We start from the raw sequence: 26,597 nt of genomic DNA on the forward strand, positions 1-26,597 counted from the left end.
TACTTTTATCAGACTTTGGTCTTAAAAAAGAAATACTATGAAAATACATTACGCTTTTATATTCTTATTGATTTCTACTGTGATGTTTTCACAGGAAGATGCCTGGGTTTATTTTAATGCCAAACCTAGTGCGCAGACATATCTCAATTCTCCGTTGTTAATGCTTTCGCAGCGTGCCATAGAGCGTAGGACAAATCAGAATATTGCTTTAAATTTTACGGACGCTCCTTTAGAAACAACCTATGTTAATCAGGTAAAAGCAAGTACGGGAATTACCGTCATGGCAAAGTCAAAATGGCTGAATGCTCTTCATATAAGGGGAACTCAGATAAATATTAATGCTTTAAAGGCATTTGCCTTTGTTGATGAAGTAGTTTTTGCAAATAAATCACTTAATTTAACAGGGAAAAAGGTTTCTCAAAGTGCAGTTTCACAAACAGAAAACAAGCTTGAGACGACAGTAAATTATAATTACGGAACTTCTGCAAACCAGATTCAGATGCTAAACGGACAAGTTCTTCATCAGCAAAACTATACAGGATCAGGAAAAATAATTGCTGTGATGGATGGTGGTTTTCCGGGAGTGAATACAGCCCAGCCTTTTCAAAAGTTAAGAGATAATAACCAAATTCTCGGAGGCTATAATTATGTTGCCCGAAATGCTGATTTTTATACTGGAGACAGTCATGGGACTTTAGTACTTTCAACTATGGGAGGATATAAAGAAAACCAGTTGGTAGGAACAGCTCCTGACTCGTCTTATTATTTATTTATTACAGAGGATAATGCTTCAGAAGGTCCTGTTGAAGAATCGCTGTGGGTCGAAGCAGCGGAAAAAGCAGATAGTTTAGGTGTTGATATAATCACTACTTCATTGGGATATTTTGGAGAATTTACAAAACCTGAATACAATCATACCTACAGTGATATGGACGGAAAAACCAATTTTATATCAAGAGGTGCAGAAATTGCTTTTAGTAAAGGTATAATCGTTGTAGCTTCTGCAGGTAATGAAGGCGGTAAGACTGAAAAACATATTGGAGGCCCTGCTGATGCAGTTTCTGTTATTGCAGTAGGTTCTGTTACAAGTACAAAAGTAAAATCGTATTTTAGTTCTATAGGGCCAAGTTATGACGGAAGGATAAAACCAGATGTTATGGCGCAAGGTTCTGCAGCTGTAATTTCTGATACCTCAGGTAATATTGTCACCTCAGACGGAACTTCGTTTTCATGTCCAATTATGGCCGGAATGATTGCTTGTTTATGGCAGGCTTTTCCGGAAAAAACGAATCAGGAAATTAGAAATATGGTCATTCAGTCCTCTGATAAGTATTTAACACCTGATAATAACTACGGCTACGGAATTCCTAATTTTGGTACGTCATTGACGGTTAACAGTTTTGTAAATGACGATTTTGTTGTGTATCCTAATCCTGCTGATACCTATATTACATTTTCATCTTCAACGGAAATACATAGTGCTTACGTTATTATTTATTCGATTTTAGGACAAAAAGTACTCGACAAAAAAATATCGAACCAGGACTCAAATCTTTCAGTTGAATCATTAAAAAGCGGACTCTATTTTTATACTTTAGATGCAGATGGTTTGCATAAAACGGGAAAGATTATAAAACAATAATAGGTTTTGAATGAATAAAATTACGCAGCTTTTTAATATAAAATACCCAATTATTCAGGGAGGAATGATTTGGAACAGTGGTTATAAATTAGCTTCTGCAGTAAGTAATGCTGGCGGTCTGGGGCTTATTGGTGCTGGTTCGATGTATCCTGAAGTTTTACGGGAGCATATTCAGAAATGCAAAAAAGCGACTGATAAACCGTTTGGTGTTAATATCCCGATGTTGTATCCAAATATTGAAGAGATCATGAATATAGTGGTCGATGAAGGGGTGAAAATTGTTTTTACTTCGGCAGGAAATCCTAAAACCTGGACTTCATTTTTAAAATCAAAAGGAATTACGGTTGCGCATGTTGTCAGCAGCAGTATTTTTGCTTTAAAAGCACAAGAAGCCGGAGTTGATGCTATTGTAGCAGAAGGTTTTGAGGCCGGAGGACACAACGGTCGTGATGAAACCACTACGTTGACATTAATTCCGATGGTAAAAGAAAAAATAGAGATTCCGGTTATTGCAGCGGGTGGAATCGCTACCGGAAGAGGAATGCTGGCAGTGATGATTTTAGGGGCTGACGGAGTCCAGATAGGAAGCCGTTTTGCAGCGTCGACAGAATCATCTTCACACCATAATTTCAAACAAAAGATAGTTGCTGTAAAAGAAGGGGATACACAGTTGATATTGAAAGAATTAGCCCCTGTGCGTTTGATTAAAAACAAGTTTTATGAAGATGTTCAGGATTTATATAAAAAGTGTCCTTCAAAAGAAGATTTAGTACAGCTTTTAGGAAGAGCAAGGGCAAAAAAAGGAATGTTTGAAGGTGATCTTGAAGAAGGGGAACTAGAAATAGGACAAATAGCAGGATTAATTCATGACATTTTGCCTGTAGAGCAAATTATTCAGCAAATTATTTCAGATTTTGACATTGCCAATCAGGAAAAAGGTAAATTTGAATTTTAATAGCCCCCTTAAAAACATTATGAATATTTTACGCAACTCTATAGTACTTCTTTTTCTTGTAATTGGGATACAGCAATCCTATAGCCAGTCTTATCGTTTTAAGACTTCAGGCTTTAGTGTTTTAGAAAAGAATGATAAAGGGAAATGGGGAGAATGGTCAAAACTTGATTTAGTTAATCTGTCGGTAATTTTAGACACTGAAAAGCACCGAATTGTAGTGTATTCGCAAGAAATACAGCTTTTTAATATCATAGAATATATGGAGAGGGAAGAAAATGATACTGATATTGTCTACTCATTTATATGTAAAGATAATAATGGAATTGACTGCAAAATTTCAATTATTACCCGTAAGAAACAAGATTACCGTAAACAGCTTTACATTAATTATGATGAACATATTATTGTTTATAATATTTTTAATGTGTAAGTATTAAAAATCTTTAGGTCACAATAATAATACCCCTTATCGTTTTTAATAAACTACAGGGGTATTTTTTGGGTTTTCGGAAATTTATTTCGTAACAATAACTACTATTTTATTAAAATCAGCAGCGGCATTAATAACTGCTTTGTATTGTTCAAAACTCGTTAAAGGATAATTTATAAGATTGTAAAATTCTGTGTTTTCAACTGTAATTTCATTCTTGTTCTGCGTATAATTACTTGTAAAAGCAGCTTCTGTTTTACCATTCAGATCAGTTTTGAAATCCATTACAAATTTATCCAGATTTTTAATAGTAGCCCCATCTGGTAATATGATTTTAATCTTTCTGGTGTAGTAATGTGGATAATGAATTTCTATCGGAAGCATACGTTTGTCTTTTTGATAAAGCTCCATTTGTCTTCCAATAGTTTGTCCAACAGAAAATAAATAATTTTCTCCTGCTTTCTGGATCATTTCTTTTCCATCAAAAGTTAAGTTAAGTTTGTAAGGTTTTTTTCCAACAAACTCAGTTCCGTCATTTTCTGTAGTAAGTGTTTTGTATTCGCCTTGTAAAGTATAATTTTCAGAAATATTTTTCAACATTGATTTGTATTGTTCAGCGGAAACAAAATCTTTCATGGGTTGAAAATTTAATCCGGAATACCCTCCATATGTCATGTTACTTGTTACCAAAGGATTTTCTATGTCTTTTGTAAAATCAACAGTAATATCCATGTAATCATGGGTGATTTCAGTTCCGGGGATTTCGATGAAATTTACTTCACCAATTCCCATAGAAATTCCTGCGAAAACTTTTTCTTTTATAAATAACCCATTATTGTTCCCTAAATAATTTGGGAAAAGCGGCAAACGATATTCAATTTCAGTAGGACTTAGGTATTTTTTAATGCCTGGAAAATAAAATAAAAACTCGCTCAGGTTTTCTTGACTTTCAAAGTCTTTGTCAAAAGGAATTTTATATCGGTTTGAAGTTAAAACAATATTTTGTTCTATTTTAAAATATTTAAAAACCGCGCTATATAGTTTTATAATATCCAGACTATTTGCTTGTTTTGTACTGATAACATCGCTTAATGATAATTTTGAGTCTATGTATTTGTCATAAATAACAGTTTTTTTAATCTTGTTTTCAATATTCCAAATCTGCTCCTGAGGATCTTTAGATTCAGGAATGGATTTGCAGAATGTTGCTATTGCTTTTTCTTGTTTTTTATCTAAAACCGGATTAATTCGCTCATAGGTATTAGTCGCATATTCTTTAAAGTTATTAAGGTTTTTGGCACCAGAGATTAAATTCTGATCTAATTTGTAACGGAAAAGTTTTATTCTCACATCCCAATTCGAATATTCTTCGTCATCCTTTAAAGCCGTTATATCTTTTTCGGATATGCTCAGCACTTTTTTATTTTCTATCTTTTTTTCGTCTAAAACAGGTTCGCTTAGACCATTGTATGATTTAGTTTTGAAAATCAGATGGGCTGGAGCAATCAAATCAAAATTAAATTCGGCGATTGGGTATTCGTCCTGCATTTTAATGGTGTTGCCATTTAAATCCGGATTTTCTTCCAATACATACAACTTTTCGATAATAGCTCCTTTTTCAAGACCATTGAGAGCAAAATAGTTATATTTCATACCTTTTTCCTCATCTATTTCTTCTTTAATATCCTTTTTATCCAAAATAATGGTTTTTCCATTTTTCAGGATTACACGTACTTTGGTAATCAGAATATTTTCCTGATTGCCAAACGGAATGTAAACTTTGTTGTTGCGTTCTATGGCATCATCAGAGTTAATGTATTTTTTTTCATGTATTAAGCGGTACTGGGTAGCTGTATTTTTATCTACAACAATTTCGATTTTTATAGTACGGTTTAGGAAAAATTCCTTTTCATCTTCATACTTTTTTGGCACGTCAATTTTGGTGTCTTTTTCACTCCAGTCATAGGTCTTAAAACTATAATCCTGAGCAAAAAAAACAGATGTGCTTAGGAATGCAATAAATGCAAGGAACATTTTTAGGAATTGTTTTGTCATTATTTTTCTTGTAAAATTATGGTTTCGTTATAGTTGGTTTTTAGTTTTTTGATTGCTTCGTTCCAGGGTTCAAAATCGTTTTTATTGAGCAATATTTTTTTTTGTATCAAGCTGATGTTTAGGTAAAGAATATTGTTTTTTAATTGGTAAGCAAAATGTGCTTTTAAATAATCATTATCCAAATCGAAGTTTTTGGGAAGGTATTTTATAGTATAGTTTTTAGGGATTTCTAAGCTATATAGCGTCGTAAACTGTGTCAGATATTCAAATTCATATTGTGAAACCCGATCTTTTGCAAGCATTGCTTTTTCTAAAAATTTATCTAAAAATAGATTAACATAAATTTCTTTGTCTACTTTCACGATATAGTTATCGAGATCAAAATTGTAATCAATTGCGTACGGCAAATCTTTGTCGGTCAGATTTTCTTCTTTAAAAGTTTTTAAATCAAATTTATTGTTTCCTTTTAAAACTAAACCTTTAACCATTTCCTGACGTGCTTTATTTGATGCGTCACCAATTTGCATTAAAGTATGGCTTCGATTGTAACCGTAACGTTCCATTTTAGCAGATCCGGTCAATTTATTGTTTTCAATTTTTAAATTTACTGTTTCCTTAATTTCATTTTGATTGGCAGGAACAACAGGAACCTTATGGATTTTATACTGATTATTTTCACTAAAAAGAACTTCTTTTCCCTGTATAAATGCTGTTGGAATTCCGTAGCGTGTTTCTTTATCAGTTGCATCTAAGAACACATAATCATCACCTTTTTTAAAAATGGCAATCATATGATTATCTACTGACGGTGTGGCCAGATCATTATAAGAATACGGAATACTTCGGGTTCCAATCCAGGCAATGGTAACATCTTTTACATTGGCATATTGTGCCATGCATGAAATAATACTGCCCATATCTTTACAGTCTCCAAACTTTCGTTCGAATACCAAACTGGCTTCACGCGGAATAAAACCTTCGTATCCATTTTCAAAGGCAATGTATTTTATGTTTTCTTTGACCCAATAAAAAATACTTTTAATTTTTTCTTCATCTGTTTTTTTGTCTTTGGTGATTTCTAAAGACAGTTCTTTTAAGTTAGGGTCCTCTTTCTTGTTTAAGTTTTTTACAAACTGTTGATAATAATTATATAACGCAGGAATGTTTCCTAAAACAGGAGTAGTTTTGCCGTTTACGGTATATTCACGTATATAAAAATTTACATGTGGTACTATGTATAAATAACCGGGTGTATTTTCTTCATATTTAGCAGGTTTTATATCAGATAAGCTCCATTTATGAATCCATTTTCCTTTTTTTTCTGTTCTTGAATAGGTAATGGTTTCATTAGGATCGTTAAAAATTTTGTAATCAATGACAATGTTTTTGTCAGTTCTGATCTCCAAAAAAGAGCTTTGTATTGGTAAAGCATCACCAAATATGAATTTATGAAGCAAATGCGGGTCTAAAAATTGTGTTTGATAGTCATATACTTTTTTCGCTCCGGTTTCTATATTTGGAAAAGTAAGCTGGCGTTCTTTTACATCATTATAAAACACAGAACTTTGCTGTGATTGTTTTTCAATACTCTGGGTTACCTTTATCTTTTTTTCTTTTCCATTATCATTCGTGATGGTATAAGCATTATAACTTTTTAATAAAATCAAATCTGAATAAGAAAAAGATTCTTTGTTATTAAAGATTCCGTTTTGTGTCAGAATCATTGATTCATAATGATTGTCCTGTATGATCTTCAAACCATTATTTTCAATAGAAATATCATACACTTCAGAATTTTGCAAAATGATTTCATTATAATCCGGATACAACTTTTTGATATCCTGAAAAGATTTTTGTGCAATTGCTAAAATTGAGTTTAAAGCAAAGAATACGGTCAGAATAAAAGTTTTATTTAATAATTTCGACCAATTCATCTGAATCATATTTTTTGGTTTGTGTAAGTTTTCCGGCAGTATAAATCAAAGTGTTTCCGTGCAATTCATCGTTTCTAAAAGATAGATCGGCAATGAGTGTTCCGTCTTCGTTAAAATACAATTGTTTGCCTTCAAAATCACTATTAGCAAAGTTTTCTTTTTTATATGGTTTTCCATTGGCATAGTATTCAATTCTTTCACCTTCTAAATTGTTATTTTTGTAAGTACATTCATATTCTGGTTTACCTTCGTTATTATTGATGATAAATTTACCGTTTATGTTTCCTTTATTGAAAGTAAACTGAATTGCAATTTTTCCATTAGGATAAGAAGATGAAATTTCAGCAGTTTGATTTTCAATAATTACTTTTTTATTTAATTCTCCTGTTTTGTTTTTTTGTATAAAATACCTTGGGATATTGTTTTGATAACCAATAATTACCAGAGCTTCTCCTTTTTGATTGTAATAAATGGTTTCCCCCTCAGTTGAGCCGTTAACTGATGAGTATTCCATCATTTTTGATTTGTTGTGATAGTAACGAATCGTTTTTCCATTTTCAATTCCAAAAAGATATTCTTCAGTAAGCCTTAAATTTCCGGCATAATCATGATGTTTGCTTGGACCGTTTAATTTCCCGCAATAGTAGTTTCTTTCTGAAAGAAGAAGCCCAAGCGGACTATATGTTTTATATACATTATGAACCTTTCCATTTATATATTCAGCTTCAGTTATTTTAGTTTTAAATTTATCTAATGCACTAAATTTACCATTCAAAATACCGTTTGTCATTTCATAATTTTTTAGGTATGTTCCATTTTGAAAGGATACGGTAAATTTTTCGTTTTTGTTTTTATAATCAATTTCATTTTCCAGTTTTCCTTTGGCATCAAATGTTTTTCGATTAACCAAATAGTTGTTTATATAGTGCTCAATCATAGATACGTTTCCGCTTTGAGAATATATAAATTTGTCATAGGCAACATTATCGGCAACCATAAATCCTTCGGTGCTGACTTTTCCGTCAGGATAAAAAGTTTGGAACGGTCCGTTTTGTTCTCCTTTTTCGTAGTTATAAATTTGATTTACTTTATTTCCATCATAAGTTTCGTAGCGTCCGCTTATAGTGTCGTTAATGTAATTGTATTTGCTTGATAAGTCACCATTTAAATAATAATTTGTACTAATTCCATTTGCCTTTCCATTAAGATAGAATTGATTTAGACTGGTAATACCAGAGGAATATAAATAATTCCATTCGCCTGTTCTTTTTCCTTTTTCAAAGGCACCTTTTATTTTAAACGAACCATCAAAATTTTTGATTTCAAAACTTTTTTTGGTCAGATTTACTTCTGTTCCTTTTGGTGAATTTGAAGTAAACTGAACACCAGATTTTAACTCTCCGGATTTATATTTCTCTTCAAAATATTTATTTCCGTCATTGTCAAAAAAACTATATGTTTCTAGTTCTCCTTTGTCATTATAAAGACCTTCATATGATTTTTTACCATTTTCAAAATAATCGGTTGATTTGGTAATATTGCCTAAAGTGTAGCTATTCTCTTTTTCAAGAGCCGTATTAGGGGTGTAAGATTTGTATATTCCTTCGATTACTCCATTTTTATAAACTGCTTCAGATTTCAAAAGTTTACCATCAAAATATTGAAAATAGTTCCCTTCAATTTTATCATTTAAACAATTATAAGTTTCTGTTAAAGCTCCTGTCTCATTATAAGAGTTATACTTTCCGCTAAGCTTTCCATCTGTTAAATCAATTTCGATTTTTTTGGTTCCAGTTTCGTACAAACAGATAAAAGTACCGTTACGTACACCTTTAGTAAAATTTACTTCACAGTTTTTACCACCATTTGGATAATAGGAAGTGCTGATTCCATCGAGTTTGTCATCTTTATAATTTTCAATTAATTCTAAATTTCCATTTTCATAATAGGTAGTTCTTTTACCATCTAATTTTCCCGCAGTAAAATATTTTTCTTCATTTAGGATTCCTTTTTCATTATAATACTTTTGTTGCCCGTCAAGAAGTCCATTTTTAAAATTCAATTCTCCGTTTAAATTTCCATAAACATTTAAGTATTTGCATTTACCGTGGAATTCCCCATTTATTTGAGGCCCAATTATAAAAGGTTTTTCATTTCTGATCGTAACGATAACATCCTCTGTGTTTCCAAAAATATCCAGTTTTCTTTTTGCAAAAACAGACCAAAAATCTTTTAGCAAATAATCATCACGGAAAGAAGTAATTTTTTTCTTTTGTTTGTTCAGTTCTTTGCCAAGTTTATCTTCCATAGAAAGTAAACTGAAGTAAGAGTACCCCTCTAATTGATTTTTTTCAACCAGATCTTTTATCCACGGAATGTAGGTAGTTTCAAAAAAGCCATCCCCCATTTTATGTTCTGTCGCGTATTCGGCAACTGCCTGAACCTGACGTGTTATTTTATCATCGATATTGGATTTAATTTTATAGACCTTTTTTAGTGGTAGTTGATTTCTTAGAATTGTTTCAATTTCTTCAAAATTATCTCCTGACTTTGAAAAGATTAACTTGTTTTCAGTAAGGTAATTTTGACCAAAATTAGCATTCAGAGTCAGAATAGCCTCATTAGCATATTGTCCTGTAGGAGCAATGGCAAGATAACTCATTAAAGCCATAGTGCCTTCGGTTATTTTTCCGTTTTCAAAAGCCATTACACCCAATAAATAATGCGATAGTGCATGATTTGGATTATTTGTAATAATTCGTTCCAGTAGGTCAAGTGCTTTTTGATTTTCTTTTTTACGGATATAGAGTATTGCGTAATTATATAGAAATGTAGATGAATTGGGTAAATATTTTTCACCTTCATTAAATATTTTTTCAGAAGTATCATATTCTTTTTCATTGCTTAAAAATACAGCGTACATCTTGTATAAATCCGGATATTCAGCCATTTTTCCTTTCGAATATAAATCCTCTAATAATGTTTTGAGTTCGCCCTTTTTCTCCTGAGCGCTAAGTGTTAAACCTATTTCATATTGAGCATTTAGATATTTGGGATCTGTTTTGCTGATTTTGTAATATTCTTTTAAGGCTTCGTCATATTTTTTATTATCGCGTAAGCTTTCAGCTTGGCTAATTATGGACGCACTATTGTAAACAGAAGTGTAATCAGTCTGGGCATAGTTTTTTGAAAATGAAACTAAAAAAAACACTAATAAAAATTTTCTCATTATGGTTTTAGGTTTTTCAAATATAAAAATTTTGGATAAACCTTAATCAATTATAGGGATTTCTTTATTAATTATTTTTACACGTTCTTAAGAGGAAGTTATGTGGAATGATAAAATACTAAAACATTGATTATAAACAGGAATCAAACGAGAGTCACACAATGAGGCTATAAGAAAAGTACCTCTCTGAAAAATAGCAATAATTTTCAGAGGGTATTAACCATGTTTCAGTAAAAACTCTTTAAGAACATAATCTTTTATTAAATTCTCTTCAAAATACAGAAATACAATCATTGATTGTACTTTTCGGACAGCCCATCATAAAAAAATAAAGATTTAGTCTAATCAATATCTTTAATAAACTCATCATACTCTAGATAAAACATTTCAAGAGCATTCATTTTTTCAAAAAAGAAATCAAAAATAGGATTCCAGTTATTGCGATTGCTAAAACCAACCCCAGGTTTTTCAACCCAGATCCTGCTGATGGTTTTGCCGCTGTCGAGCGTATAATTTTTTTCAAAAACCAAATCTTTAATGAATTCTTCTTCTAAGATGTTTTTTAGTGCTTCTAATTTTTCAAAATAAAGGATTCGTTTTTCATCGCTTCGATGTTCGATATCAATCAAGACTTGCGCTTTTTTATTATCAACATAAAATTTAAAAGAAAAGTCTTTGATTTTTGTATCGTAAAGCACCCACTTTCTTGGATATTTCTCGGCAAAAGCCACCCAGAATTCTCTTTTTAGTTTTTGTGATTCTTCTCTGCTGTACATTTTCAGGGGTTTGATTTTAGAAAACTTGTGCAAACGCGTTTTCTGGACTATATTTATGTTTTAAATACAAAAATAAACTTTGATTATGGATTTTCAAGATTTTTTGCAATATGTTCCTAATTTAATTCCGGTTGTACTTCCGGCAGAAACGGCACATGTCAAAATGGCTCCGTTAGAACGTATTCAAACGTTGAAAAATTTAGACATAGACGCAAAAAAACCTAGAATTGCTGCGGTGATGATGCTTCTTTACCCTAAGAATGAAAAAACACATTTAGTTTTAATTGTTCGTAATGCCTACAATGGGGTACATTCTTCCCAGATTGCATTTCCCGGAGGAAAATACGAAACGACCGATAGCGATTTTGCAGCAACTGCACTAAGGGAAACAAATGAAGAAATTGGAATTACTCCGGAAAAGATAGAAGTAATCAAGCAATTTACACCAATGTATATTCCGCCAAGTAATTTTTTAGTACATCCTTTTTTGGGAATTTCTTCAGAAGAGCTTTCATTTTATCCAGATGCAAGGGAAGTAGCGGATATTATTGAACTTCCACTTTCTGTTTTTTTAAATGATGAAATTATAATTGAAACCATTTTGTCAACTTCTTATGCAGCAAATATATCAGTTCCTGCATTTAATATTCAAAACCATGTGGTTTGGGGCGCGACTGCAATGATGTTAAGTGAATTAAGAGAAGTTTTGAAAATTACTTTTGAGGAAAGGATTTAAAAACGTAAATTTAATAATTTGATATTCATTATAATAATTATTTCTTTTGGTAATTGTTTATAATAATTACCAAAAAAATAATTTTTGTATGTTTGCGACTCAACAAAAACACATAATTTACTACTATGGGATTGTTTAAACGAAATCCTTTCGGACATATATTACTTATCAAAAAATGGCTGATACGAATTCTGGGTACCATGACACACAGACGATACAGAGGTTTTAACGAATTACAGATAGAGGGTTCTGAAATTATTAAAACGCTGCCTGATGCCAACGTTTTGTTTATATCCAACCATCAGACGTATTTTGCTGATGTTGTGGCTATGTTTCATGTGTTTAATGCAAGTCTAAGCGGTCGTCAGGATACCATTAAAAATATTGGATATTTATGGCAGCCCAAGATGAATATTTATTATGTTGCTGCCAAAGAGACGATGCAGGCAGGTTTGCTGCCAAGGATTTTAGCCTATGTGGGTGCAATCACAGTCGAAAGAACCTGGCGTGCCAAGGGTGTTGACGTAACAGAAAAAAGAGATGTCAATCCAAATGATACTGAAAATATCAGGATTGCACTAGAAGATGGCTGGGTAATTACGTTTCCTCAAGGTACTACAAAATCGTTTAAACCCGTACGAAAAGGAACTGCGCATATAATAAAGCAACACAAACCTATTGTTATCCCCATTGTTATTGACGGGTTCCGTCGTTCATTTGATAAAAAGGGTCTGAGAATGAAAAAGAAAAATATTCTTCAGTCATTCATTATCAAAGAACCTCTTCAAATTGATTACGAAAATGATACGATAGAGGAAATCGTAGAAAAAGTAGAATATGCGATAGAGCAGCATCCGTCATTCCTGAAAGTTATTCCTGCTGAAGAAATCAAAGTTGAAGAAGAACTTAATGAAATGAGAAGATGGAGTTACAAGTCCCCGGAAAATGAAAATTAGTTTCTAAATTAAAGACCCAAAAGTAAATTTAGAGAAACTTTGTTTTAAGCGTTTTTAGAAGTCTATCTTTTTCAATTCCTTATAATTTGCATATAAGCGGCGTAATAACGTTCCATACAATAGTCGGTAAAAACACCAGAATATTCCAAAGAAACCTAATAGGACGAGAGTTAAAATAGCAATAGAAAGAAACATTGCTTTTCCGTTTCCAGCCATTTTTTCTTTTAAAAATGCCATATCAGGATTGTAAACAAAGGCTACAAAAAAGCTCAATATTGTGGTTATAACAATCATTCCTAAATTATACCAAACATAATACTGAACTGTTTTACGGGTTCGCAGAATGGCAGTCATTAAAGATTTTGTGGCTACTGTTGTTGAAATGGTTTTGTAATTTTTATAAAAGATAAAAACAAAAATAAGTACGACGATATAATTAAAATAGGTTAGAAATTCTAATGCTAATACAATTTCAGGATGATTTATTTTTTGTAAAACTTCATCGGTGTTTATAAATATATTTGAAAAAGTCCAGAAAGAAATCTCTAAAATGCTTATAATTAAAATCCACTTCACAATAGAAGATGATTTTTTATGAATCATATTATAAATTTCTATTTCAGAAATTTGTTCAAAAGAATTCGCATTCTTTTTCCAGTCTTTTTTTAATAAATCCAGTTCTTTCATGGAGGTATTTTAAGGATTTAATATTTTTTTAAGTTTCCCTTTAATTCGGTTCATTTTCACACGTGCATTCACTTCACTGATTCCTAAAGTTTCGGCTATTTCATGGTAATCTTTGTCTTCAAGGTACATGAAAACCAATGCTTTTTCAATGTCATTGAGCAGATAAACCGCTTTGTACATCAATTTGATCTGCTCTTCTTCTTCATAATTATAATCAACATCTTTTACAAAATGCTGATGGCTTTCATACGCTACAGTCGATACGGTTCGTTTGGTTTTTCGGTATAAGGTAATAGCAGTATTTAAGGCTACACGATAAGCCCAGGTCGAAAATTTACTGTCACCTCTAAATTTTGGATATGCTTTCCAAAGCTGAATAGTGATTTCCTGAAACAAGTCTTTATGGGCATCTTCGCCGGCAGTATATAATCTACAAATCTTGTGGATTATATTCTGATTTTCCTGCAATTGCGTAACAAATGACTGTTCAAGGTTTTCGCTCATATTGGTATTAGTAGTATCAAAATCTATTTTGTTACAGCTAAACTATAATTTTCTGGTTTTATAATAATTCACGATTAAATCTACAAACTTGCTGTAACCTTCCATTCCGTCTTTTTGATTATTGGTTTTTAAGAAATTATCATACAGAAAATGAAAGCCCTTATCGATAAACGTGTCGTATTGTCTCCAGAAATCATAGCTTTCTTTGTAGTTTTTTAAAATACCGGTATGGGTTTGTTTCTTTAATTGTTCGAAAATTTTTTCGTTTTTAATCTGCCAGATTCCTAAACAATAACGCAGGGCAAAACTATAACCAGAGTATTGGTAATATAGGTTATTATTCTTAACTGATGCAAGAACGCCAATAAAATTACATTCGCTTTCGCTGGCAAAACCCATCTGATGTGCCATTTCATGCGAACTTGTCAGAGGAAAGTTATACATAGGTAATAAATCATTTACCTGTGCTTCATTGGTAAACGGATTTAAATAACCTCCAAACCCCATATAGGTTAGCGGAACGCTGAATAATGATTTTTTAACGCTTAAAGTCTTGTATTTAAAGTAAGGATGCTCTTTGGCTAAATTGTCATACCCGTCTAAATTCATCTGAAAAACTTCTTTTTGAGAATATGGGAAGACTACTTTTGTACTATCGTTTTTGGTAATCTGAAACTGAATGTCATTCGTTTTGACGATTAATCTTTTTGTGAAAGCTAATAATTCAGCATCAGTATATTCTTTTTTGATATTCATTTTTTCAAAGAGAGGCTCGCGATAATAGTTAAAAGCCCATAAGAGATGAAAGAAAAAGTAAAAAACAGAAATTTTGCCCAGTATTTTTAATACATGATCTTGCCAGCTTATTTTCCAGGTTTTTCGTATGCTCCAAAACCAGCTAATGAAAGAAACGATTAGTAATCCATATACACAATCGCCGACAGAAAATGGAATTTTGCCTAATACAGTTCTTAACACATGAGAAATTCTAATATATAAATTGTTGCTATAGAATCCTTCAACGTAATCTGAAAAATAGGGCAGTATTTTTAAAATGATTATTTGAAGAAGAAGAAATAAAGGTAAAATGTATTTTCGGTTCACAATTTGAATTTTAGATACGTAAATATAAAGACATTATTGACTGATTAAAAAAAGTTAGCCGCAAATAACACGATTTTTTCAATAATTAATATCCTCGATTGTATATAATTCTATAAAAATATTGATATATATGAAAGCTACTTTTAGAGCTATTATAATTTGTGCTAATTTGTGTAATTCGTGGCAGAAAAACTTTTAAACTTTGTAACTTTGAGCCACTTAAATGTTAAACTTCAAACAAAATATAATGAGTCAGGAAATAAGAAATCTGGAGCCAAAAGCACTTTGGAATAAATTTGCAGATTTAAATGCCGTTCCGCGTCCCTCTAAAAAAGAAGAACGTGTAATTGAGTTTATGAAAAACTTTGGAAACAGTTTAGGTTTAGAAACTTTTGAAGACGAAATCCGAAATGTAATCATCAGGAAACCGGCAACTTCAGGAATGGAGAATCGTAAGCCAATCGTAATGCAGGGACACCTTGATATGGTACACCAAAAAAATGCCGACACTGTTTTTGATTTTGATAATCAGGGAATTGATATGTATGTGGATGGGGATTGGGTTCGTGCGCGAGGAACTACACTTGGGGCTGACAATGGGTTAGGAGTAGCGACCATTATGGCGATTCTGGAAAGCAAAGATATTCCGCATCCTGCAATTGAGGCTTTGTTTACAATTGATGAAGAAACCGGAATGACAGGGGCTTTAAACCTTAAGGGAGGAATTTTGAAGGGAGAGATTCTTTTGAACTTAGATACTGAAGAGGATGACGAAATTGATATAGGCTGTGCCGGAGGAATTGACGTAACTGCAACAAGAGCTTATCATGAAGAAGAAGTACCGGAAGGTTCTGTAGGTTATAACATTACGGTGAAAGGACTAAATGGCGGACATTCAGGAATGGATATTCATAAAGGATTAGGAAATGCCAATAAAATAATGAACCGTTTGTTATTCGACGCTTTTGAAAATTTTGGACTACAGATTGCTGAAATTAATGGGGGAAGCTTACGTAATGCGATTCCAAGAGAAAGTACTGCAAAAGTGATTATTTCCGAAATGTTTGATGAGGCTTACATTTTTGACATGCAGGAAATTATTAACGATATAAAAGCGGAGTATAAAACAACTGAACCCAATCTTTCAATAGAAATCGTAAAATGTGATTTACCTGAAAATGTAATGGATCTTGGTGTTCAGGAAGGTATTATAAGAGCAATTTATGCGGCTCATAATGGCGTTTATAAAATGAGCGCAGATATGGCTGATTTAGTAGAAACATCAAATAATATTGCCCGTGTCATTATTAAAGACGGAGAACTTTTAATAGGATGTCTGACGCGATCTTCTGTAGAATCATCCAAATTTGATCTGGCTAATTCTTTACGTTCAGCTTTTGAATTAGTAGGCTGTGAAGTAGAACTTTCTGGTTCTTATCCAGGATGGACCCCAAACGTAAATTCTGAAATATTAGAAGTTTTAAAAGATATCTACGAAAGACAAAATGGCGAAAAACCTAAAGTAGTAGCTTGCCACGCAGGCTTAGAATGTGGGATTTTAGGAACAAACTATCCGGAAATGGACATGATTTCTTTTGGCCCCACTATTCACGGAGCGCATTCTCCAGACGAGAGAGCAAGCATTTCATCTGCTCAGAAATATTGGAAATTTGTATTGGAAATTCTTTCGAATATTCCGGTGAAATAAAGTAATCAGTTTTCAGTAACAGTTTTCAGTTTCTCTTTTGAGACTGAAAACTGCCACTGCGACTGAAAACTAATCTCTTTTAGGAGTGTTTTTCTTTTCTCTTTTTTCTTCTTTCTTTTCTTTAGCCGTTTTTAGTGGTTCTTTTTTTGCTGTTTTTTTAGCATCCTGGCCTTTTGACATAGTTTTTAATTTAGTGGTTGTACGTATTAAAGTTTGTAATGAATTATTTATTGCTTTTCGGAGTAAAAAAAATCCCCAATTAATAAAAATTGAGGATTGTTCTATTTATGGGATTAATTTCTTTTTAGCACTTTGTATTGTTCGTAACAGGCACTGATGGCATCCATAATCTGTAAATCATTTGCTTCCTGGATAAAAGCTTCGGAGTAGCTGCAGCGCTCTAAAATTTGAGGAATTTCATCTTTGCTTATCCCTAAAAGAACAGCTACTGTTTCACGGTCATATTTTGATTCTAATAGATTCCGGACAGTATCATCTTTTCTCATTTCTTTCAGTTTCTTTAGTTCTCTTCCGTTTTTGCCAAAGAAATTATAAAGCATATCGGCGGGGTTAAAAATAGAACCCAAAACTTTTCCGAAAGCGTTTGGAGAGTATTCACCTGCTTCATAACCTTGTGTAAGACCGGAAATACTGTAACGGTAGTTTTCTTTGGTCGGAATTAATTTCGAATCAACTTCAAGGTAACCGGTTAAATGAAAGGGTGCAATGACAACTTCCTCAAGGGCAATTGCTTTTTCAGTAAGCTGAATTCTGGTGACCTTGTTTTTTACCCAGTCGTTTGTTACTCTGATTCTTAGGGATTGAAAACCTAAGATAGAGAAATGAAGTGTGTCATTGACCTGAACATCTATTTCAAAATATCCTTTTGCATTCGACATTGCACCACGTACCTTGTTTGTATTGATGACATTTACATTGGGGATAGGTTCTTTACTGTTATCGTTATAAATATAACCGGAAACCCTTTGAGGAACTGTAGGTACTGCTTCTTGTGCGAAACCTATAGTTGAGAATAGTGTAAAAAAGAAAACTGCGAAATATTTCATATCCTGATTTAAAGCACTAAAAGTAGTAAATCGGGATTAAATATTTCGCAGTATCTGAATATAATTATCAGAAAATTAACAAAGAGAATTAATCTCTTCTTGGTCTTCTTGGTCTTGGCGAATCACCAAAGCTTTCTGAACGCCTTGGCGCTCTGTCTGAACTTCCTTCACTTCTTCTGAAACCACCTTCTTTTGGAGCAGAATTTCTTTCGCTTCTAAAACCTCCTCCTGAACTTTCACGTCTTGGAGCAGAATTTCGGTCGCTCCTGAATCCACCGCCAGAACCCTCACGTCTTGGGGCAAAGCTTCCTTCTCTTCTTGGTCCGGAACTTCTTCCGCCACCACGATTATTATGGTCGCGTCTTCCGCCACCGTCATTTTTCGAGATCTCAACATTAATACGACGTCCTTCTAATTGTACATTGTTTAATACTTCCATTACTTTGTCAGTATGCTCAGGATCAGTATTGAAGAAAGAGAAACCTTCTTTTACATCTACTTTGAAAACGTCATCACGACCTAAGTCTAATGTTTCTTTAAGGTAATCTTTCAGAGTCATCCAGTCAAAATTATCTCTTGAACCAATATTTACGAAATAACGAACTGCTCCGTTATTGTTGAATTCTCTTGGTTCAGAATCATTTCTTTCACGTCTTTCACCAGATTGAGTTGATAAATCTCTGTTTTTCTTGTAATAAGCAATAAAACGGTTAAATTCTACTGAAACCATTTTCTTGATCAATTCTTCTTTAGATAAATCTTCAAGAACATTGTTGATTGCAGGCAGATAGTTGTCAATTTCGTGATCAACCTCGGTATCTTTAATCTTAGTTGCTAAGTGTAATAATTGGATTTCGCAGATCTCTATTCCGGATGGAATAGCTTTTTCTTCGAATTTTTGTTTAATGATTCTTTCGATAGAAGAAATTTTACGTAATTCACTTTTAGTGACAATCACGATAGAAGTTCCTAATCTTCCAGCTCTACCGGTACGGCCTGAGCGGTGGTTGTATGTTTCAATTTCGTCAGGTAGTTGATAGTTTACAACGTGAGTTACGTTGTCAACGTCAATTCCACGTGCAGCAACGTCAGTAGCTACAAGCATCTGAATTTGTCTTCCACGGAAAGATTTCATTACACCATCACGCTGTGCCTGAGATAAATCTCCGTGCAATGCAGCGGCACTATATCCATCTTCTATTAATTTTTCTGCTACAGCTTGTGTGTCACGTTTTGTTCTGCAGAAAACTACAGAGAAAATATCCGGATTGGCGTCGGCGATACGTTTTAGGGCTTCGTATCGATCACGCGCATTCACTAAGTAAAATTCGTGAGAAACAGTTGCAGAACCTGAGTTTTTAGTACCAACAGTAATCTCTACTGGTTCACTCATAAATTGTTTTGCAATTCTGGCAACTTCCTGTGGCATAGTTGCAGAGAACAACCATGTACTTTTTTCGTCTGGAGTATCGGATAAAATAGATACGATATCTTCATAAAAACCCATGTTCAGCATTTCGTCAGCCTCATCAAGAACACAGTAATCTATGTTTTTAATGTTTACTAAACCTCTGTTAATCATGTCCTGCATTCTCCCAGGAGTAGCTACAATAATTTGTGCTCCTCTTTTAATTTCTCTGGCTTGCTCTGTAATACTAGCTCCGCCGTAAACTGCTACCACATTAATACCTTTTTCGTATTTTGAGTAGTTTTTAAGTTCGTTGGTAATCTGTAAACAAAGTTCTCGTGTTGGCGATAAAACTAATGCCTGTGTATTTCTGTTGTCAGCATCAATTTTTTGAATTAGCGGAAAACCGAAAGCTGCCGTTTTCCCTGTCCCTGTCTGAGCCAACGCAACCATATCTGTATCTTTTTCCAATAATAGGGGAATCGCTTTCTCCTGTACTTCTGACGGATTCTCAAATCCTAGATCTAAAATCGCCTTCAGTAACGATTCATTCAATCCTAATTGTTCAAATTTATTCATATGTATTTTTAAAATAGGGTGCAAAATTACTGTTAATTATTCAGATAAACTAATGCAATTTTAAGATTTGTGTTTTTGTTATGATTTGATTATCAAAAAGTTATGTTTGTAGTAAAAAACGTTTTGACAGGAAATTAAAAAAAACACGTCTGAAAATATAAATTTTACCTATTTAAATGTTGTATTTTAAACAATTATTTTGTTGAATTCAGAAAATCAATTAGTTGCCGGGTTGCTTTTGCGCGGTGACTAATTTTATTCTTTATTTCAGAAGTCAATTCAGCAAAAGTTTCGGTATAATTTTCCGGCTGAAAAACGGGGTCATATCCAAAACCTTGATTTCCGGTTTTATCTAAAGTAATAGTTCCTTTAACGATACCGGTAAATAGGTATTGTGTACCCTTTAAATTTAATGCAATAACGGTCTTGAACTGGGCACTTCTGTCTGATTGATTTTTTAATGCCTCTAGAAGCTTGTTCATATTGTCATTAGAATCTTTCTGTTTTCCGGCATATCTTGCCGAATAAACTCCCGGTTCTCCGTTTAAAGCGTTCACTTCTAAACCGGTATCATCTGCAAAACAATCATAACCGTATTTTTCGGTTACATAGTTGGCTTTTAAGATGGCGTTCCCTTCAATAGTGGCTGCAGTTTCAGGAATTTCTTCATGGCATCCAATTTCGGAAAGGCTTAATAATTGTATTGATCCGTTGAGGATACTTTGGATTTCTTTAATTTTATTTTTGTTGTTTGATGCGAAAACGAGTTTCATATTTGGAGTTTTTTAAAATAATTTTTTCACTGATAAAGGCGAAAGCAACGCCAAAGGTATAAGCTGCAAGATCTGTCCATAAAAATCCTTGCCCCAGTACATACTTTCCTAAAAGAGTTTTTCTAACTGCGATAATCCAGTCTGTCTGATACAACTGAAAGAATTCGACATTGTAACAGATAACTAACGATATAATTGCGATTTGAATCGGTTTATGTTTAATCAGGAAGGTTCTGGTCAAAATATAAATCATAACCGCATAGAGGAAATCACCAAAAGACAAAGGAACGTAATTTGTTTTTCGTGAAATAATTCCAAGAAAAATCACAAGAATCAATAGAATGGAATAACGGATTCGGGGATTTTTCAAAAGGATGTTTGTTTTAAAGAAAATTTGTCTGAAACAAAGTTACAAAGAAGTTGTTATGGATTTATGAATCCCTATAATTTATTAGAGATTGAAATAAATTATATGCTATTTTTACACAAAAAAACCAACTCAAATTAATAATATTATGATTATCGATTCATTAGAGAATGCATTTAAATACGAAGTCTTACATCCATCCTTCAAAAAAGCTTTTGATTATTTGCGTGGAAACGACCTGCAAAATCTTCCGGCTGATTTTAAACATGAAACTGAAGGCGTTAAATTTTTTGGATTTCAGGGTAAAGGGAAAACAATAGAAGAGAGTCTTGCAACTTTTGAGTGTCATGACAGGAATATTGATATTCAGTTTTGTATAAGTGAAACCGAAACTTTTGCGTGGAAACCAAGAGCAAATTGTAAAACTCCAAACGGAGAATATAATGACGAAAAAGATGTACGTTTTTTTAACGATACACCGGATATGTTTTTTCAGTTAAAACAAAACCAGTTTGTGATTCTTTTTCCCGAAGATGTTCATGCACCTATGATAACAGACGGAATGCTTAATAAAATAGTTATTAAGGTTGAAATATAACTTTCTTTGAAATAATTTTGAAATCTAAATCAAAAGATATGATTAAGAAAATAACTAAAAGCGCATTTACTCTTCTTGTTGTAATGTCAATGATTAGCTGTAAAAATACGAAGCAAAAATTACAGGAATATGTTGTCGCTTACAATATTGAAGCCGTAAAATTTAAAAGTGAAAATGTAACGCTTACTACCGCCAGGGGTTATATAAACGATAGTAAAATTGAGTTAAGATTTGAAACCGATTTAAAACAGAATGCTTCAAATAAAAAAACAGCTCAGGAGCGTTTTCCTCTTTTACTGAAGGAGATGCTGAAGAAAAATCAGATCCCGAAGGAATTAGTTGAAGAGGGAGTGGTATTTGATACTTACTTTTTGGCTGATGATAATACAGTTTTTATCAAAGAGGTTATTAATAGAGAAGAAATAAATAAATTTTTGTGATTTTTTTTATAAATATAAAACATAGTTTTAAAAAAAAACAGCCTCTTTAATTGGTATTATTGGGGCTGTTTTTTTTCACCATCTTTATTTTATTGATCTTATTCATGTATAATTGGTTTGTTATCAATTGAATAATAGAAAAATGATTCTGTTTTAATGTTGCTTTTGTGTTAATATTTCATTATGTTTGAGTTAAAAAACAAGACAAATTAACCTAAAAACCAGATAATTATGATTAAAATTACTCAAATCGTATTTGTTTTTGCCACTGTATTAATGCTTGTAAGCTGCAAAAATACCAAGCAAAAAATTCAGGAACATGTGATAACCTATAATACTTCTAGTTCTATAAAAGGGGCAAATATTACAAGTACCAGTGCTAAAGCATTTTTAAATGAAAATAAAATTGAAATAAGAATTGAAACTAATCTGGAGGAAACGGAAGAAAATAAGCTTACTTACAGCGAATCGTTTCCTGATTTATTGAAAGGGATGATCGGGAATGATCAGATTTCTAAAGACTTGATTGGCGAAGGTGTAAAGTTTGATGTTTATTTTTTAGCTTATAATAACTCTATTTTAGCACAACGATTAATTGGTCAGGAAGAATTGGCTGCTTTAACTGGTTCTGGTGATGGAGCACAAAAAAAAGTGACAGCAAAACTTTAATCTCGTTCAGACAGCTAAAATAAATAAAACAAAGCCTCTTTGTAATTTAACAAGGAGGCTTTTGCTTTTAATAATTGGTTATATTGGATAAGTTGTCTGGAAAATATGAATCGGATAAACTTGTAAATTCATCACCTCTCATAAAAATATTACTATCTACATCAGCAAAACTCGATTTTCCGGCAGCGGCCAAAAGCTCATTGGCAGCATGTAGTGTGTTTTTATGGAAATGATATACACGATCGGATTTATCGGTTACGACCAAACCTTTCATCAGCATTTTATTTTGTGTGGCAACACCTGTCGGACATTCATTATTGTGACAGCGTAATGCCTGAATACATCCTAATGAAAACATAAAACCTCTTGCACTGTTGCACATATCTGCACCCAAAGCAATCGCATGAAGGATGGAGTAACCTGAAATAATTTTTCCGCTTCCGATAATTCTTATTTTGTCTCTTATATTCAATCCGGATAATGTTTTGTTTACAAATATTAAGGCAGGTTCAAAAGGCATTCCAACACCATCAGCAAACTCCAAAGGAGCAGCTCCGGTTCCGCCTTCTGCCCCGTCAACTGTAATAAAATCCGGAAAACAGTTTTCGGCAATCATTTCATGACAAATGGCTTCAAACTCTGAGGTGTTTCCAATACACAATTTAAAACCTATAGGTTTACCGTTAGATAATTCGCGCAATTTGGCTATAAAATGAACCAGTCCTTTTGCATCAGAAAAGGCACTATGACTTGGAGGTGAAAGGATCAAAGTATGAGGTTCAATACCTCTTATTTTTGCAATTTGCAATGTGTTTTTTGCAGCCGGAAGTACCCCGCCATGACCTGGTTTTGCTCCTTGCGAGAGTTTAATTTCAATCATTTTTACATTTGGGAGATTTGCTTTTTCTTTAAATTTTTCAGGATTAAAATTTCCGTTAGCATCCCGGCACCCAAAATAACCGGTTCCAATTTGCCAGGTAATATCGCCACCGCCTTCTAGATGATAATCAGTAAGTCCGCCTTCTCCTGTATTTTGATAGAATTTTCCTTTTTGAGCACCAATATTCAATGCACGTACAGCGTTTTCGCTAAGTGATCCAAAACTCATTGCCGAAACATTCAGTAAGGAAGCCAGATATGGCTGTTTGCAATCGGGTCCTCCAACCAATACCCTCGGCAGTTCTTCATTTACTTTTGCTGGAAAAATAGAATGCTTGATACCTTCATAACTTCTGACATTAAGATTTAATTGTGTTCCGAAGGGTGTATTTGAATCAATATTTTTAGCTCTTTGATAGACTAATGAGCGCTGATTTCTTGAAAAAGGTTTTCCATCTGTAGATCTTTCGATAAAATATTGCTGAATTTCGGGTGCAATCATTTCAAATAAATATCTGAAATATCCCAGAACAGGGAAGTTTCTTAAAATAGCATGTTTTTTCTGAATAGAATTAAAAATTCCGATAACCAACAAAATGGGTAAAATAATTAGCAGTAAGAAACCAAGCTTGAAATAATAATATATGGCGGCAACAATTAGAAACAACAAGAAGCCGTAGATAAAGAATTTTTTTCTCATGTTTATAAAAACTTTAAAAATGTAATAATTTGGTATTAGTTGAACTTTAATCGCACATAAACGTGCTTTATCCCTTTTTTGTCTGAGTCTCTTTCATCTATTTCGAGAATATCAGTTAGCGATTTAAGCATCGGGGTTAGTTTTGAAAAACCATAATTCCGAGGGTCGAATTCTGGTTTTTTCTTTACGATTAAGTTGCCAACATCCCCCAGGAATGCCCAGCCATCATCATCTTCAATGTCTTCGATTGTTGCTTCTATCAAATCAATTGTTGCAGTATCAATTTTAGCTAAAGCTTTTGTTGTTGGCTTTTCGACAGGTTTTTTAGAATCGGTCGTTGTAGTTGTGTTGGTAGTAGTAGGTTTTGGTTTTTTCTTTTGGATTGCACCATCTAAAACCTCAATGTAAATAAAACGGTCGCAGGCCACAATAAAAGAGTTTGGTGTTTTCTTCTCTCCAATGCCAATCACTTTCATGCCCGATTCTCTAAGACGAATCGCCAATCTCGTAAAATCACTATCACTTGAAACAATACAAAAACCATCTAATTTACCTGAATAAAGCAAATCCATAGCGTCAATAATTAATGCCGAATCAGATGAATTTTTTCCAACGGTATAGCTGTATTGCTGTATAGGTGTTATAGCGTGTTCCAGTAAAACGGCTTTCCATCCGTTGGAATTTGGCTTGGTCCAGTCTGCATAGATTCTTTTTGTTGTAGGGGTTCCAAATTTAGTAATTTCTTCCATCATACCTTTTACGTTGCTGTAGGGAACGTTGTCGGCATCAATAAGGACAGCTAGTTTTAGGTCTTTAGTATTCGTTAAAGCCATTATATCAGTGATTAAGATTTTTTGTAAAAAGCGTTTTAAAATTAGTGAAAAATAAAACAATTTGGAGTGTTTGTAAAAAAATATAACAGCTTTAAATTGTAATCTGTTTTAAATGAAACTTATATTTTATAAGGAATTTTATTTCAAGTCTGTATATTTTACCCTAAAAGTTTATTAAACAACGATTTTGAATCCGAATCATTTTTAAATTATTATGATACCATAGAATAAATATTTATTTTTGCTCGCTGATTAAATTAAAATTATTACTACACTATTATATTATGGTAAAAGATTTATTCGAAAGAATTCAGAACAATAAAGGGCCATTAGGAAAATGGGCTTCACAGGCAGAAGGTTATTTTGTATTTCCAAAATTAGAAGGAGATCTTGGACCAAGAATGAAATTTCAGGGAAAAGAGGTTTTGAACTGGAGTCTGAACGATTATTTAGGTCTTGCAAACCATCCGGAAGTTCGTAAAGCAGATGCAGATGCAGCGTTGCAATTTGGTGCTGCTGCCCCAATGGGTGCCCGTATGATGAGTGGACATACGAATTATCACGAACAATTAGAAAATGAACTGGCTGCTTTTGTAATGAAAGAATCGGCTTATTTGTTGAATTTTGGGTATCAGGGAATGGTTTCTATCATAGATGCTTTGGTAACAAGAAATGATGTAATTGTTTATGATGTAGATGGACATGCCTGTATTATTGACGGTGTTCGTTTGCACAGCGGAAAACGTTTTACTTACAAGCACAATGATATCGAAAGTATGGAGAAAAACCTGCAGCGTGCTACCAAAATAGCTACAGAAACAGGTGGAGGAATTCTTTTTATTACAGAAGGTGTTTTTGGAATGCGTGGACAGCAGGGAAAGCTGAAAGAGATTGTAGAAATGAAAAAGAAATACAATTTCCGTCTTTTGGTTGATGACGCACACGGTTTTGGAACGCTAGGAAAAACAGGTGCCGGAGCAGGTGAGGAGCAGGGATGTCAGGACGGAATCGATGTTTATTTTTCGACATTTGCTAAATCAATGGCGAATATTGGTGCTTTTGTTGCAGCTGATAAAGACATCATTGATTATTTAAAATATAATTTACGTTCTCAAATGTTTGCAAAAGCATTGCCAATGATCCAGACTATTGGTTCGTTGAAACGTTTGCAATTGTTGCGTGATAACCCGGGACTGAAAGACAAATTATGGGAAAACGTAAATACTTTGCAAAATGGATTGAGAAGTAAAGGATTTAATATTGGAGACACCAATACTTGTGTTACGCCAGTTTATTTAGAAGGAAGCGTACCGGAAGCAATGGTGATGGTAAATGACTTGAGAGAAAATTACGGTATTTTCTTGTCTATTGTAATTTATCCGGTTATTCCAAAAGGAATGATTTTATTACGTGTTATTCCTACCGCTTCACATACATTAGAAGATATTGCTGAAACACTAACTGCTTTTGAAGCAATTCGTGAAAAATTAGTAAATGGTACATACAAAGAAATTGCCAGCAGAACAACAGTCGATCTGGACGCCTAGCATGTTTTTGGTGTGGGAATT

At 33.2% G+C, this 26,597-nt stretch carries 23 protein-coding genes; 10 read left to right on the top strand and 13 right to left on the bottom strand.

The window, feature by feature from the left end; all coding sequences use genetic code 11:
• Window positions 1-37 precede the first annotated feature (37 nt).
• The 3 genes from DMB65_RS01650 to DMB65_RS01660 are packed head-to-tail and all read left to right on the top strand — an operon-like array spanning window position 38 to window position 3,027.
• Window positions 38-1,642, top strand: a complete 1,605-nt coding sequence (locus tag DMB65_RS01650) for a S8 family serine peptidase (protein WP_110304928.1) — start codon at window positions 38-40, stop codon at window positions 1,640-1,642.
• A 10-nt stretch (window positions 1,643-1,652) separates the two neighbouring features.
• Window positions 1,653-2,597, top strand: a complete 945-nt coding sequence (locus DMB65_RS01655) for an NAD(P)H-dependent flavin oxidoreductase (protein ID WP_110304929.1) — start codon at window positions 1,653-1,655, stop codon at window positions 2,595-2,597.
• Between the two features lie 19 nt (window positions 2,598-2,616).
• Window positions 2,617-3,027: a hypothetical protein gene (locus DMB65_RS01660; protein ID WP_110304930.1), complete on the top strand. Its 411-nt coding sequence runs from the start codon at window positions 2,617-2,619 to the stop codon at window positions 3,025-3,027.
• An 84-nt stretch (window positions 3,028-3,111) separates the two neighbouring features.
• Here DMB65_RS01660 and DMB65_RS01665 read toward each other — a convergent pair whose 3' ends face one another.
• The 4 genes from DMB65_RS01665 to DMB65_RS01680 all read right to left on the bottom strand — a co-directional run bounded on the left by DMB65_RS01665 (window position 3,112) and on the right by DMB65_RS01680 (window position 11,021).
• Window positions 3,112-5,082: a DUF3857 domain-containing protein gene (locus DMB65_RS01665; protein ID WP_110304931.1), complete on the bottom strand. Its 1,971-nt coding sequence runs from the start codon at window positions 5,080-5,082 to the stop codon at window positions 3,112-3,114.
• Window positions 5,082-7,016, bottom strand: coding sequence for a DUF3857 domain-containing protein (locus tag DMB65_RS01670; protein ID WP_165834821.1), 1,935 nt, complete (start codon window positions 7,014-7,016; stop codon window positions 5,082-5,084). Before DMB65_RS01670 ends, DMB65_RS01665 begins: the two co-directional genes overlap by 1 nt.
• Complete coding sequence (locus DMB65_RS01675; protein ID WP_110304933.1) at window positions 6,991-10,245, bottom strand: toxin-antitoxin system YwqK family antitoxin; 3,255 nt, start codon at window positions 10,243-10,245, stop codon at window positions 6,991-6,993. The genes DMB65_RS01670 and DMB65_RS01675 overlap by 26 nt, the downstream gene beginning before the upstream one ends.
• Window positions 10,246-10,586: 341 nt before the next feature.
• Entirely contained in the window at window positions 10,587-11,021 is a 435-nt protein-coding gene (locus DMB65_RS01680) for a DUF4268 domain-containing protein (protein ID WP_110304934.1), read from the bottom strand.
• Window positions 11,022-11,106: 85 nt separating this feature from the next.
• On the opposite strand from DMB65_RS01680, the gene DMB65_RS01685 reads away from it, so the two are divergent.
• Window positions 11,107-11,757: an NUDIX hydrolase gene (locus DMB65_RS01685; protein ID WP_110304935.1), complete on the top strand. Its 651-nt coding sequence runs from the start codon at window positions 11,107-11,109 to the stop codon at window positions 11,755-11,757.
• Window positions 11,758-11,882: 125 nt separating this feature from the next.
• A complete protein-coding gene (locus tag DMB65_RS01690; RefSeq protein ID WP_110304936.1) occupies window positions 11,883-12,713 on the top strand; it encodes a lysophospholipid acyltransferase family protein in 831 nt (276 codons plus the stop codon).
• Between the two features lie 54 nt (window positions 12,714-12,767).
• Here the strand turns inward: DMB65_RS01690 and DMB65_RS01695 are convergent, their stop codons facing one another.
• The 3 genes from DMB65_RS01695 to DMB65_RS01705 are packed head-to-tail and all read right to left on the bottom strand — an operon-like array spanning window position 12,768 to window position 15,008.
• On the bottom strand, window positions 12,768-13,400 hold the full coding sequence (locus DMB65_RS01695) for a hypothetical protein (RefSeq protein WP_110304937.1): 633 nt from the start codon (window positions 13,398-13,400) through the stop codon (window positions 12,768-12,770).
• A 9-nt stretch (window positions 13,401-13,409) separates the two neighbouring features.
• Window positions 13,410-13,904, bottom strand: coding sequence for an RNA polymerase sigma factor (locus tag DMB65_RS01700; RefSeq protein WP_110304938.1), 495 nt, complete (start codon window positions 13,902-13,904; stop codon window positions 13,410-13,412).
• Between the two features lie 42 nt (window positions 13,905-13,946).
• Window positions 13,947-15,008, bottom strand: coding sequence for a DUF3810 domain-containing protein (locus DMB65_RS01705; protein WP_110304939.1), 1,062 nt, complete (start codon window positions 15,006-15,008; stop codon window positions 13,947-13,949).
• Window positions 15,009-15,255: 247 nt separating this feature from the next.
• Here DMB65_RS01705 and DMB65_RS01710 point away from each other — a divergent pair, with 247 nt between their 5' ends.
• Window positions 15,256-16,716, top strand: coding sequence for an aminoacyl-histidine dipeptidase (locus tag DMB65_RS01710; RefSeq protein WP_110305049.1), 1,461 nt, complete (start codon window positions 15,256-15,258; stop codon window positions 16,714-16,716).
• 293 nt (window positions 16,717-17,009) lie between these two features.
• On the opposite strand, the gene DMB65_RS01720 is transcribed toward DMB65_RS01710, so the two are convergent.
• The 4 genes from DMB65_RS01720 to DMB65_RS01735 all read right to left on the bottom strand — a co-directional run bounded on the left by DMB65_RS01720 (window position 17,010) and on the right by DMB65_RS01735 (window position 20,913).
• Complete coding sequence (locus DMB65_RS01720; RefSeq protein ID WP_110304941.1) at window positions 17,010-17,783, bottom strand: carboxypeptidase-like regulatory domain-containing protein; 774 nt, start codon at window positions 17,781-17,783, stop codon at window positions 17,010-17,012.
• Between the two features lie 88 nt (window positions 17,784-17,871).
• Window positions 17,872-19,770, bottom strand: coding sequence for a DEAD/DEAH box helicase (locus DMB65_RS01725; RefSeq protein WP_110304942.1), 1,899 nt, complete (start codon window positions 19,768-19,770; stop codon window positions 17,872-17,874).
• A 194-nt stretch (window positions 19,771-19,964) separates the two neighbouring features.
• Complete coding sequence (locus DMB65_RS01730) at window positions 19,965-20,543, bottom strand: non-canonical purine NTP diphosphatase (protein WP_110304943.1); 579 nt, start codon at window positions 20,541-20,543, stop codon at window positions 19,965-19,967.
• Window positions 20,509-20,913 (bottom strand): ribosomal maturation YjgA family protein, encoded by a 405-nt coding sequence (locus DMB65_RS01735; protein WP_110304944.1) that lies wholly within the window; start codon window positions 20,911-20,913, stop codon window positions 20,509-20,511. The genes DMB65_RS01730 and DMB65_RS01735 overlap by 35 nt, the downstream gene beginning before the upstream one ends.
• A 145-nt stretch (window positions 20,914-21,058) precedes the next feature.
• Between DMB65_RS01735 and DMB65_RS01740 the strand changes: the two genes are divergently transcribed.
• The 3 genes from DMB65_RS01740 to DMB65_RS01750 all read left to right on the top strand — a co-directional run bounded on the left by DMB65_RS01740 (window position 21,059) and on the right by DMB65_RS01750 (window position 22,617).
• Window positions 21,059-21,508 carry a YhcH/YjgK/YiaL family protein gene (locus DMB65_RS01740; protein WP_110304945.1) on the top strand — a complete coding sequence of 150 codons (450 nt, stop codon included), beginning with the start codon at window positions 21,059-21,061 and terminating at the stop codon, window positions 21,506-21,508.
• Between the two features lie 38 nt (window positions 21,509-21,546).
• Complete coding sequence (locus DMB65_RS01745) at window positions 21,547-21,948, top strand: hypothetical protein (protein ID WP_110304946.1); 402 nt, start codon at window positions 21,547-21,549, stop codon at window positions 21,946-21,948.
• Window positions 21,949-22,179: 231 nt separating this feature from the next.
• A complete protein-coding gene (locus DMB65_RS01750; RefSeq protein WP_110304947.1) occupies window positions 22,180-22,617 on the top strand; it encodes a hypothetical protein in 438 nt (145 codons plus the stop codon).
• A 67-nt stretch (window positions 22,618-22,684) separates the two neighbouring features.
• On the opposite strand, the gene DMB65_RS01755 is transcribed toward DMB65_RS01750, so the two are convergent.
• Both DMB65_RS01755 and DMB65_RS01760 read right to left on the bottom strand, forming a co-directional pair.
• Window positions 22,685-24,196 carry an FMN-binding glutamate synthase family protein gene (locus DMB65_RS01755; protein WP_110304948.1) on the bottom strand — a complete coding sequence of 504 codons (1,512 nt, stop codon included), beginning with the start codon at window positions 24,194-24,196 and terminating at the stop codon, window positions 22,685-22,687.
• Between the two features lie 35 nt (window positions 24,197-24,231).
• Window positions 24,232-25,029, bottom strand: coding sequence for an NYN domain-containing protein (locus DMB65_RS01760; RefSeq protein ID WP_110304949.1), 798 nt, complete (start codon window positions 25,027-25,029; stop codon window positions 24,232-24,234).
• A gap of 284 nt (window positions 25,030-25,313) precedes the next feature.
• Here DMB65_RS01760 and DMB65_RS01765 point away from each other — a divergent pair, with 284 nt between their 5' ends.
• The gene (locus DMB65_RS01765) at window positions 25,314-26,576 is read left to right on the top strand and encodes an aminotransferase class I/II-fold pyridoxal phosphate-dependent enzyme (protein ID WP_110304950.1); all 1,263 of its coding nucleotides are present in this window, start codon (window positions 25,314-25,316) and stop codon (window positions 26,574-26,576) included.
• Window positions 26,577-26,597 lie beyond the last annotated feature (21 nt).

The organism is Flavobacterium cheongpyeongense (assembly GCF_003202435.1).
Lineage (GTDB): Bacteria > Bacteroidota > Bacteroidia > Flavobacteriales > Flavobacteriaceae > Flavobacterium > Flavobacterium cheongpyeongense.